General features: G+C 40.7%; 14 protein-coding genes, 3 tRNA genes and 1 pseudogene. 14 read left to right on the top strand and 4 right to left on the bottom strand.

Annotation, left to right across the window (positions count from 1 at the left end; all coding sequences use genetic code 11):
• Positions 1-185 (bottom strand): annotated as a pseudogene (locus tag LOSG293_RS10170) (ISL3 family transposase); the annotation flags it as partial.
• 248 nt (positions 186-433) lie between these two features.
• Between LOSG293_RS10170 and LOSG293_RS10290 the strand changes: the two are divergent.
• The 9 genes from LOSG293_RS10290 (at position 434) to LOSG293_RS08865 (ending at position 6053) form a co-directional block, all read left to right on the top strand.
• Positions 434-556, top strand: coding sequence for a hypothetical protein (locus LOSG293_RS10290; RefSeq protein ID WP_268870199.1), 123 nt, complete (start codon positions 434-436; stop codon positions 554-556).
• A 130-nt stretch (positions 557-686) separates the two neighbouring features.
• Positions 687-1394, top strand: a complete 708-nt coding sequence (locus tag LOSG293_RS08900; RefSeq protein ID WP_034529488.1) for a glucosamine-6-phosphate deaminase — start codon at positions 687-689, stop codon at positions 1392-1394.
• Positions 1395-1533: 139 nt separating this feature from the next.
• Positions 1534-2721, top strand: coding sequence for a glycoside hydrolase family 73 protein (locus LOSG293_RS08895; RefSeq protein ID WP_235786844.1), 1188 nt, complete (start codon positions 1534-1536; stop codon positions 2719-2721).
• Between the two features lie 425 nt (positions 2722-3146).
• A complete protein-coding gene (locus LOSG293_RS08890; protein ID WP_051907278.1) occupies positions 3147-3863 on the top strand; it encodes a glucosaminidase domain-containing protein in 717 nt (238 codons plus the stop codon).
• Positions 3864-3980: 117 nt separating this feature from the next.
• Positions 3981-5057, top strand: coding sequence for a teichoic acids export ABC transporter ATP-binding subunit TagH (gene tagH / locus LOSG293_RS08885; protein ID WP_034529479.1), 1077 nt, complete (start codon positions 3981-3983; stop codon positions 5055-5057).
• 312 nt (positions 5058-5369) lie between these two features.
• Positions 5370-5678, top strand: a complete 309-nt coding sequence (locus LOSG293_RS08880) for a hypothetical protein (RefSeq protein WP_034529485.1) — start codon at positions 5370-5372, stop codon at positions 5676-5678.
• Between the two features lie 69 nt (positions 5679-5747).
• Positions 5748-5819: transfer RNA gene (locus tag LOSG293_RS08875), tRNA-Asn, on the top strand.
• 55 nt (positions 5820-5874) lie between these two features.
• Positions 5875-5946 (top strand) — tRNA-Asn (locus LOSG293_RS08870).
• A 35-nt stretch (positions 5947-5981) separates the two neighbouring features.
• A tRNA-Asn gene (locus LOSG293_RS08865) sits at positions 5982-6053 on the top strand.
• A gap of 63 nt (positions 6054-6116) precedes the next feature.
• On the opposite strand, the gene LOSG293_RS08860 is transcribed toward LOSG293_RS08865, so the two are convergent.
• Positions 6117-6935 (bottom strand): LicD family protein, encoded by an 819-nt coding sequence (locus LOSG293_RS08860; protein WP_034529476.1) that lies wholly within the window; start codon positions 6933-6935, stop codon positions 6117-6119.
• 89 nt (positions 6936-7024) lie between these two features.
• Between LOSG293_RS08860 and LOSG293_RS08855 the strand changes: the two genes are divergently transcribed.
• A complete protein-coding gene (locus tag LOSG293_RS08855; RefSeq protein ID WP_034529475.1) occupies positions 7025-7486 on the top strand; it encodes a MarR family winged helix-turn-helix transcriptional regulator in 462 nt (153 codons plus the stop codon).
• Positions 7487-7504: 18 nt separating this feature from the next.
• Positions 7505-7651 carry a hypothetical protein gene (locus LOSG293_RS10010; RefSeq protein WP_160171723.1) on the top strand — a complete coding sequence of 49 codons (147 nt, stop codon included), beginning with the start codon at positions 7505-7507 and terminating at the stop codon, positions 7649-7651.
• Positions 7652-7694: 43 nt separating this feature from the next.
• Here the strand turns inward: LOSG293_RS10010 and LOSG293_RS08850 are convergent, their stop codons facing one another.
• Positions 7695-8111 carry an OsmC family protein gene (locus tag LOSG293_RS08850; protein WP_034529473.1) on the bottom strand — a complete coding sequence of 139 codons (417 nt, stop codon included), beginning with the start codon at positions 8109-8111 and terminating at the stop codon, positions 7695-7697.
• A 606-nt stretch (positions 8112-8717) separates the two neighbouring features.
• Between LOSG293_RS08850 and LOSG293_RS08845 the strand changes: the two genes are divergently transcribed.
• Both LOSG293_RS08845 and LOSG293_RS08840 read left to right on the top strand, forming a co-directional pair.
• On the top strand, positions 8718-9215 hold the full coding sequence (locus tag LOSG293_RS08845) for a GNAT family N-acetyltransferase (RefSeq protein WP_034529470.1): 498 nt from the start codon (positions 8718-8720) through the stop codon (positions 9213-9215).
• A gap of 33 nt (positions 9216-9248) precedes the next feature.
• Complete coding sequence (locus tag LOSG293_RS08840; RefSeq protein WP_034529468.1) at positions 9249-9716, top strand: pyridoxamine 5'-phosphate oxidase family protein; 468 nt, start codon at positions 9249-9251, stop codon at positions 9714-9716.
• Here LOSG293_RS08840 and LOSG293_RS08835 read toward each other — a convergent pair.
• Complete coding sequence (locus LOSG293_RS08835) at positions 9713-10075, bottom strand: hypothetical protein (RefSeq protein WP_051907276.1); 363 nt, start codon at positions 10073-10075, stop codon at positions 9713-9715. The genes LOSG293_RS08840 and LOSG293_RS08835 overlap by 4 nt on opposite strands.
• A 196-nt stretch (positions 10076-10271) precedes the next feature.
• On the opposite strand from LOSG293_RS08835, the gene LOSG293_RS08830 reads away from it, so the two are divergent.
• Positions 10272-10478: helix-turn-helix domain-containing protein (locus tag LOSG293_RS08830; RefSeq protein WP_152551132.1), on the top strand; the 207-nt coding region annotated here is incomplete at its 3' end.

Raw genomic sequence — 10478 nt, 5'->3', positions numbered from 1 at the left:
AAGTGTCCGTTGTGGACTAGCTTTTCAAATCCACACTGGGGACACTTACTGTAATTGGCGAGAACATTAGCTTCAAACACTTTGGATGTAATACCTCTCATCGTACTTTTTTTAAAATTATAGAAATTTACATTAGTATCTTCGATACTTAAAGCGAATTTGATGGTATTATTATTTGGATTCATGGTTTTTTCATATCCTTTCTAATGATGCTTGTGGTGGGTGGATTTTAAGTATATGAGGCCATGGGCCTTTTTTTATGCAAAAAATCCTGTTAATAGAATATCACTTAAGATATCCATCAACAGGATTTAGTATAGAGCCATAATAAATGATTACCGTTGGACAGCGAGCCGGCGGTTTTTATTTTGTCCAAAATTTGACGGCTGTGGTAGAATGGTTGTCAGTGAGCAACAATTCGGGAGATGAGAAAATGAAATATACTAAGAAACGGGCTTCTAATAAGAAGGACACACCCAAAAAAGAAGCTACTTGGGATAAATTCCGCAAGCAGCAAAATGAATTAAATGCCGATCGACGCGGTGTTCGTCGATAAGCGACGCATGCAATTTCCAAAAGGAAGTTGCTTTTTTTTATGGCTTGAGATTTGCAATATTGGTCTAGAACAGTTAATATTGGACTATACCATTAGGGCGGAAGGAGAACCATTCATGACAACGAATAATATGAAGGCTTTAATTGTTAAAGATAAAAATGAAGGTGGCAAGGAAGGCTACAAAGTCTTTGCGGACGCCCTCAATAACGGTGCTAAAGTATTTGGTTTGGCAACTGGTAGTACCCCAGTTACAACTTACGATGAAATTACGGCGAGTGATCTGGATTTCAGTAAAGCCACTTCAGTTAATTTGGACGAGTATGTGGGCTTGGGCCCAGATCACCCTCAAAGTTATCACTACTTCATGCAAGAACACTTCTTTAGTAAGAAACCATTCGCACACTCATACGTGCCAGATGGATTTAATGCCAACGAGAAGGTTGCAACAGAATCATACGACAAAATTATCGACGACAACCCAATCGATCTTCAAATTCTAGGACTTGGCCAAAATGGTCATATCGGATTCAATGAACCCGGTACAGATCCTAAGTTGTTAACCCACAAGGTTAAATTAACGCAATCAACAATCGACGCTAATGCACGGTTCTTCGACAAAGCAAGTGATGTGCCAACTTACGCATACTCAATGGGAATTGCGTCAATTTTGAAGTCTAAAAAAATCCTGCTTGAGGCTTATGGTGAAGAAAAGGCGGACGCCGTGAAGGCTATGTTAGAAGGCCCTGTAACACCAGACGTACCTGCTAGCTACTTACAAGAACATGATGACGTCACAATCATCATTGATGAGGCAGCAGCAAGCAAGTTAACTAAATAGTTGGAATTAGATCTGTGAGGTTGTGTTCACAGATCTTTTTTTAATCCTTAAGCTTTTTGTAAAGCCTTTGTTATTGCAGTTACAGTGAACTGCCCTGTATAATAAATCACAGGTACATATTTGAAGGGAGTATCACGCAATGAAGAAGGGTATACTCAGCAAGGGACTACTTGCCATCACAGCCATTGCAGCGATGGGAGCCATTGCGATTCACCAAGCAGGGAGTGCAAAAGAAGCGAAAAGTGCGACGCTCACACCAGCCGCTTTTATTACCAAGATGACACCGGATGTAAAGAGTGTCGCAAATAGTTATAAGCTCTATCCGTCAGTAATGATGGCACAGGCGGCTTTAGAAAGCTCATGGGGTAACAGTACATTATCGACAACCGCTAATAACTACTTTGGCATTAAAGGCAGCTATAACGGTCAGTCGGTAACGATGCAAACCGCAGAATACGATTCTAATGGCCAGTTGTACTATACAGATGCAGTTTTCAAAAAATATCCCAGCATTAAGGCGTCAATGACTGATAATGCCCAATTGTTGCGTAATGGACCAGGATTCTCCGCAACTTACTATTCAGGAACTTGGCGAGAAAATACGGCCACTTACGAAGACGCAGCTAACGCACTTACGGGAACTTACGCCACGGCACCTACATATGGGGCGTCGCTAATAACGTTAATTCAGTCCTATAATCTAGATGCGCTTGATACGGTTACATATGATACTGCTAAATATTACAGTGCAGCTGGTTCAGAAACGGCTACGCTAGGTGCAAACTATAGTAAGTACATGCTGTACAACCATGTTAAAGGAACAAATAGTAACGAGGTTAAAACCGACTGGAAGACGGTAAATGGTGCGCCTGGTCAGAAAGTCTGGATGGATATGCGAGGCGTTAAAACGGCTTCTAACACCACCTGGTACCGAATTCGTTTCTCAAGTGCCAAGAGCGCTAAGAAGTATTGGGTTTACTCAAAGGCGCTGTCATTGCCGACAACGACCTATACAAGTGGGAAAACCAACGTTAAAATCAATCATGCGGTCAACTATCAATTACACAATCATGCCTATAACTCAGATTATTTGTCTAAGAAAATAGGGATGAGTGCCGATTTGAAGGCTTCCACCTATGTTACTGACAATATTGCGACGGTCAACAATAACGGCGCACAGACAACTTGGTACCGAATTGCGATTGATGGTAAGACTAAAGCTTGGATTGCAGCGAAGGGGATTCAAACAACTTACGCTAAGGTGAAGTACACCAATACTAGTAAGAAGGCCAAGTTAAGCTCCGTTTACTCGAAATATGTCTTGTAGAATCACGTTAAGAATACTCATTTTGATCAGAAGACTTACAAGTGGACAGCTTTAAGCCCTGCAGTTAAAGCTAATACAGCAGTTACGGTAGACGCTTCTGCGGTCAAAACGAGTTCAAATACCAAGTGGTATCGAATTAAATTTAGCGGTTCATCAACTAAATATTGGGTCTACGAAAAAGCCCTCAAATTCTAAAAAAAGGAATCCGATGAAACGGCTTTCTTTTTTTATGGACGGTTTGTCATTAAGTTGTAATATTATTAACTGGTATTAGCAAACTTTCGCTATAACCTACTTCTTATGTTACAAATGAGAAAATAATCTAAATTACACATTACACAAACTTGCTTAGTAAGTCCTGGTTCGTATAATAAACGCTTGTGTCGAAATGGAACTTTTAAAACACAAAGGAGTTTATTAATCGAATGAAGTATTTTAGACGACTTGTGGCAATCTTTTTCTCATTAATCGTAATTGTCAGCCTAGTACCGGTACAACCCGCACAGGCCGCAAGTCCCAAAACGTTTATCAAGAAGTATTCCAAATCAGTTAAAGAAGTTAGCGACAAGCATAACTTATACGGCTCAGTCATGATGGCGCAGGCCGGCCTCGAAAGTAGTTGGGGCAAGAGCGCCCTTTCCAAAAAAGCGCACAACTTTTTCGGTATTAAGGGTTCTTACAACGGAAAGTCAGTTCGAATGAAGACCTTCGAATATACCGCAAGCGGTTCACGTTACACGACGTATGCTAAGTTCAGAAAATATCCTAATGCTAAGGCGTCTTTTGAAGATTACGCCAAGGTATTACGGAAGGGGACTTCATGGAACAGCAAGTTCTACAAGAAGACCTGGAAGGAAAATGCTAACAAGTACACGGTGGCAACGAAAGCTTTGTCACACACTTATTCAACTAGTGCTGCTTATGGTTCAACCTTAAACCGGATTATTAGAGCACATGGGTTAACAAAGACGTTGGATCAAGAGATTAAATACTCACACAAGAAGGCAACACCCAAGGTGGATACAACCATGACATCCGCAAAGGTAAAGTCAAACGACCTGTTTAGCACGTTATTGGCACGAATTGGTAAGCATACGGTTGGGCTGAGTAGCAAGGTGCCACAAATCGAAACGCGAATTTAAAAAGAGTTTTAAGTTTTTAATAGCTTTCGGGAATATTTCCCAGAAGGCTATTTTTTTGGTATAATGACGCCTAGATATGTGCCATGTGGCAAATAAGATAACTCGGGAAGTATATAAATGGCTGAAGAATATAAAATCCAAGTAAAAAATATTACGAAACAGTACGAGCTTTTCAAGACTCAATCTGAAAAGCTACGTTCGTTCTTTGCGCTAAATCGCAAACCCATTCCTCATTTCTGGTCACTAATGGGCGTTTCACTCACGGTTAAGCCTGGTGAGACGTTGGGATTGATTGGGGTTAACGGTTCTGGTAAATCAACGTTATCCAATATCATTTCGGGAATTATCCCACCAACTACCGGAACGGTCGACGTCAAGGGTGATACCTCAATTATCGCCATTGGTGCAGGTCTCCGAGGTAATTTAACGGGATTGGAAAACATTCGCTTAAAAGCACTGATGCAGGGACTGACTAATCAGGAAATTGATAATTTGATGGATGACATCGTTTCGTTTGCTGATATCGGTGATTTCCTTTATCAACCCGTTAAAAGTTATTCAAGCGGAATGAAGTCACGGCTAGGTTTTTCAATCGCCGTGCACGTTAACCCAGATATTTTAATTATCGATGAGGCGCTTTCCGTTGGGGATGACACGTTCTATCAAAAATGTTTGGACAAGATTAATGAATTTAAGGCCGAAAAGAAGACCATTATTTTTGTCAGTCATTCATTAAAGCAAATCGAATTGATGTGTGATCGTGTCGCCTGGATTCACTATGGTACACTACGTCAACTTGGCGACACTGATGAAGTTGTATCAGAATACCGTCAATTTACGAAGTGGTTCAAGGGCCTTTCTAAAAAAGAAAAGAAGCAATTCCAACTTAAAATGAAGCAGGATCAAAAGGATTTTGATATCGACGCGTTCCAAAACGAGTTGATTGAAGAAAAACAAAAAGCTGAACCTAACAATCCACGAGTGGCGAGCGAGGTTAAGCACCAACTTTATGGTTCTGTAATTAGTGAAAAAATGTCGGGAGGCAATGTCCTGTTAACTTGGGCAGTCCTGTTGGTCGGTTTATTCCTCGCCGGTGTTAACGTTTCGGGTCACTCAGTTTCTGAAGTGATTCAACATCCTAGCAGTATTGTAAAGCCGGTTAAGCACCTTGACTTACCTGGCGAAAACAAATAAGAAGAACAAGTTTCTTCTTTTTTATTATTCACTATTGACAGCGCTTACAATTTCGATTAAAGTAAACACATGAGGTAGATTAATTACCTTCTAATCAATTCTCTTTCTCTCTTATGCCGACCACTATCTAGCTGGATAGTGGTTTTTTGTTGTCGTTGATTAGATCATTTTTATGAGGATGATGCAGACAGCGGTACCTCTAATAGAACAGACTCTTTTCTGGACTTAATTTGATTCTAAGGGTTCCTCATTGAAAAATAATGTGATATACTATTTCTTGCATTGTGATGAAGAGGGGTCGTTGAGTTGGCAATGAAGAGTCACGAAGTTTTAACGCTAATTGAAGAGATTACATGCCTTGATGGTAGTAAGTATATGGAGATTAGTAATATGGTGCAAAATGGTCGAGCAGAGCTTGCTGCAGAACGCGGATTTATCAAGCAGGTTCGGATTTTGCAACTTAACATTCCCCATTCAGTGCACGTTGCAAAGTACGAAGCGTACATCAACGAAACCTTTGAGATGCCGACTGAAGCCATGGATCACTTTGAAGAGTGGACCAGAACGGCTAAGGCACAAGAAGAGGTTGAGATGATTCTTAAAGAGAATCATATTGGATGATTGAATATTCAACTTTAGTCTTTACAACTACCATCATTTTATGATATAAATAATGTCATGGTAATTCATTGCCCCGTAGTTCAGCGGTAGAATAATTGACTGTTAATCAAGAGGTCGCTGGTTCGATCCCAGCCGGGGCAGTAATGAATTTTAATTTAGAATTCATGTATTTTTATCAGTTTAATATCACTAAGATTGCCCCGTAGTTCAGCGGTAGAATAATTGACTGTTAATCAAGAGGTCGCTGGTTCGATCCCAGCCGGGGCAGTAGTACCATTTTAAAAAGTTTATAGCATCATTCATTGCCCCGTAGTTCAGCGGTAGAATAATTGACTGTTAATCAAGAGGTCGCTGGTTCGATCCCAGCCGGGGCAGTCTAAAAAAGGTTCTGACAAATTTCGTATTTGTCAGAACCTTTTTCGTATCTATTGAATGAGGTTAGTTGAATTCTTGATTATCGTAGATTAACCGCTTGAGGTGTTTCTCGGATTGCTGTCGTTTTGGTGGTAAGGTCATATAGTCACCATACATCCGAGTTAAAATGGTATCGTAGGCGATTGGAACCTTGACGTTGAGATTTGCGAATGATTTGGTGGTTACCTGCGTCATCTCTGGTAGAGCCATAATCTCCTTGTCATAAGCATATTGCGAGGCAATGTTTTTGAAGCGCAGCGTTTCTGGATCACTATTGTAGCTCGTCATGGTTTTGTCACGTTTTTGCTTGAGGTCTAGAACTGATTCAAGTGAGTCCTCATCCAAGTCGTTCTTGTTCCGAAATGGGGTATCAAAGAAGCTATAGTGAAGTTTGATTAAAATGAGGCTATCGTAGTATCGAAAACGGGTTATTTGGGCGTTTTGAGCAGCCGGATCCTCTGGGATGGCATCAAATGGAAAGATATCGATAAAAATGCCCTTACGAGCGTTGTTGATGCTGTTCTTTTCTTCGATGTAGGTCTGACGATCAAGGAGCTTGGCGTAGCTTAGGCCGTAGTTTTCGTCTGAATAAGGGGTCTGGAGAAAAAAGCGTGAGTCCGCAAAGAACTTGTCACCGAGTTTTAGAAACTGCTCATAATCAGCTCTTGGCATTCCGACATCGACATCGTCATCCCAGGGAATAAAACCATTGTGACGGATAGTGCCCAACAGGGAGCCACCAATCATGAAATATTGTAGTGAATTAGCCTCACAAAAATCCGTAAAATGCGCTAAAATATTAAGAGAAATTTTTTGCGATAGTTTTAAAAGTGATGTCATCATTTCTTCTTCCAATCATTTATTTATTGGTTAAACCTCGCGTAAGCGGTAGTAATTCAAGAATTGGCATGCTAACATAATTATAGTTGTTTATGAATAGGAGTGTAGGTGTAAATATGGATCAAGAGAAATTATTAGATTCTTTTATTGAGGCTTATATGCAGTCAATTAAGTACCTGGACGAATTCATTTCGGAGCCCGCTGCAGATTATCATCTGTCGTTTGAGCAGTACATGATTCTGCACGACATTGCACGGAAGCGTGATTTAACATTGGTAGAAATTGCCAATAATCGTCATGTCACGAGAAGTGCTATTTCACGGCAAATCAAAGTTTTACTTAGTCAAAATTATATCATTCAAGTGACGGATGAGTCTGATCGCAGACGACTTTATCTGAGATTGACTGATGCGGGTGAAGAAGTGGAACGCATTGTTTCGGAACGCAATCAGGCAAGATTTCAGGGATGGATTGACCACTACGGGGAAGAGCGTGCCAAAGACATCCTTGAATTTATTCAGGACTTTAGTCATATGAACAAAATTGTAAAATAACGAAAGGTATCATGCTTAATGCAATCAGATAAGAAACGACCGCTCACTGCTGAAGAGAAAAAGGCATGGCGAAAGATCGTGTTTATGGAAGACCGCTCAATCAAGCCTAATAATGAAGGCAAGTTGACCACCAAATTCAAACAGCTGTTTAAGCGCAATAAATGAAAAGGGAATCTGCCAATGATGGTAGATTCCCTTTTCATTTATGTTAAAGTGTTTCGACTGTTTCAATTTTGACGTTAGCGCTACCTTGAAGCAGCTTTGAAACCGGACAACGTTTTTCAGCGATTGCCGTGTAGGTTTTGGCGGTTTCAAAGTCGACACCAGGAATGTAAACTTTGGCGTGAACAAGAAATTCGAGGCCGTGTTCGCCCTTGATGAGGGTAACGTGGACGTGAACTTGAGATGTATGGGGTTGATGTTCGCGTTTCTCCACGGCTTCAATTGTTGCATTTAGACAAGTGCTTAACGCTAGTCCAATAAATTGCTCAGGGTTGGCGCCAGCTTCGTCGTTGCGTGGGTCACTAATAGCCACATCTAGCTCGCCATCACCTTCAACAAAGACGTGGCCGTTTACACCATCAGTGTTAATAACGTTGGTTTCGTACAATTTCTTGGGTTCCATTGGTTAAGTCCCTCCGATCAGATTATAGTTCCAGTTTAAGAGTCTGACGCTCAAATAACAACTCATAAGTAATCGAACTATACCAGTATCTAATTGTTTAGCGTTATTTCTTTTAAATCAAGATAAAAATCTCGATAATATATATATACCAATTTGAACAAAAGGTGTATTATAACGTTAATCATTGAGATTGGAAGTGAGACCAATGGGAACTTATCTTGAATTAAAGGCCTTTTTTGAAGCCAACAAGGGTGAGAAGGAAACCACGAAAGATGCATAGTGAGGATAAATCCCTATTTTTGGGTAAAAAATAAGACTGAAGTGCGCGCTTCAGTCTCCTACCTAATCTATGTGTACAGAACCACGAATAACTTGGTAGCAATAATAATTGCTTGTCGCTGCTTCCAGAGGAAGCATAGAACTCATTCCGCTAAGAATCAGTCATCGCTGTCTTCTGTGAAATAAATCCCTTATGTAGGTATATTATAACGTCACTTACCCCGATAAGTAAACAATTTATTAAAAAAAGTTGCTAGTGACTATCTTTGAGTTTCCATTTACAAAAAGGTTCAGCTTAGATATTCTAGTAACTGAGGAGGGGAAGTATTGGATGATTTTACATATCGATTCGCGACTCGAGCGGATCTTGATCAGATAGTTGCGATATACAACAAAACAATTCCATCGCGTCAGGTGACGGCAGATCTCGACCCGGTAACGGTTCAAGACCGGGAGCCCTGGTTTAAGAGTTTTGATCAAGTGCACCACGGCTTGTGGGTGATTGAAAATGATCAGCACGTGGTAGGCTGGATTAGTCTAGGTAGCTTCAACAGTCGTTTGGCCTATCGTTACACAGCTGAGGTAAGCGTGTACCTGGACGAATCAGTGCGTGGTCACCATCTGGGAACTAGAACATTGAAGTTTGCAGAACAACAGGCCAAGCAGATGGGTATCCACACGATTGTGTCACTAGTTTTTGCCCATAACCAACCCAGTCAGGGCTTATTCACGAAGATGGGCTATGAAAAGTGGGGCCACCTACCAAAAGTCGCAGACATGGACAACAACGAATACGATTTAGATTACTTCGGTAAGCCGATCTAGTCTTGCTTAAATATTAGAAAGCGAGTGACAGAGATGGGACACAAATTATCAGATAGCGAAGTAGAACAGGTACTGCTTAAGGGGACTTCGGTTACCATTGGTATGATTGATGAATCCGGTCATCCGGAGACTGCAGCATTGACCTATGTGTGGGATTCTAAAAGAAAAGCCGTCCTCCTTCATGGGTCAAAGGAAAACGGCTTAATGAAACGATTGGCTGAACAAGAAACAATTGCGGGCACAATCGTTGTCGACACTGAAGTTGACGCGCCAGAGTTTACACTTCGTTATCGTAGCGTTAATTTGAGTGGTTCATTACAAGTTGAATCTGTTGAAAATTTTGCCCCAGATATGGCGCTTTTATGCGCGAAATACCTGGGCAAAGATTATCCGCGGGACCATTTTGCGCGGACTATGAGCAATCTAGGAAGCGCGCTGACGATTTTTAAATGGACCCCAGATTCTCTTAGCAGTCGGGGTCATGATTTGCCAAAGTTTTAGATGCTATAGTCTTCTTCAAGTTCTAGCCACATGGATAAGGGGCTAGGCTCGTAATCTACCCAACTGGTGATTCGGTCGTAGCACCGACCCAATAGATGACTACGACCATCTTTGGCTAAATCAGCAAAAATGGTCAATGCCAGTGGGTTATCTTCTAAGTCCACGATTAGCGTTGGTAGCTTGTGGCGCCATTCTGCCACTAAATCTTGATACACGATCAGCTGTCGGGAATGTTCAATGGTGTAATCGACACCTTTTTCACGTAAGCTAGCTAAATATAAATCATATTCTTTAAGCACAGCGGTTTGCGCCTCAAACCACTGTGTTTTTTCGTATTTCTGAATGTTCTTTAATGGCAAAGGAAATCACCTGCTTCTTATTTTTAAGGTTACTTAACTTACTATAAGCTTTTTATCATAGAATTAAACCGCGATTTTTTAAAAATTTTTTATTTGGTAGATTGTAAAATTTAAGTTGAACATATTAGTGGACAGAAAAACCTATAAAGGTCTTTAATGGTGTCACCACAACATTCCACTAGAAAGAAGAACCTTTATGGGCACCACTATTTTATCATTTGAAGACCGCGTTGTCATCGAAACACTTCATCATGAAAAGCACTCACTTCAATATATTGCCGATTATGTAGGCTTTAGTAAAACCACTATCTTTAATGAGGTTCATCGCTTAGCTGGTGAGTATCACGCAGTTAAGGCTCAAACTGACCATGAAGTTAAACTTAGTCATCGTGGTCGTAAAACC

Origin of the sequence: Secundilactobacillus oryzae JCM 18671 (assembly GCF_000740055.1) — a bacterium.
GTDB lineage: Bacteria > Bacillota > Bacilli > Lactobacillales > Lactobacillaceae > Secundilactobacillus > Secundilactobacillus oryzae.
The sequence above is the reverse complement of the archived record's forward strand: the minus strand, read 5'-3'. Positions and strand labels throughout refer to the sequence as shown.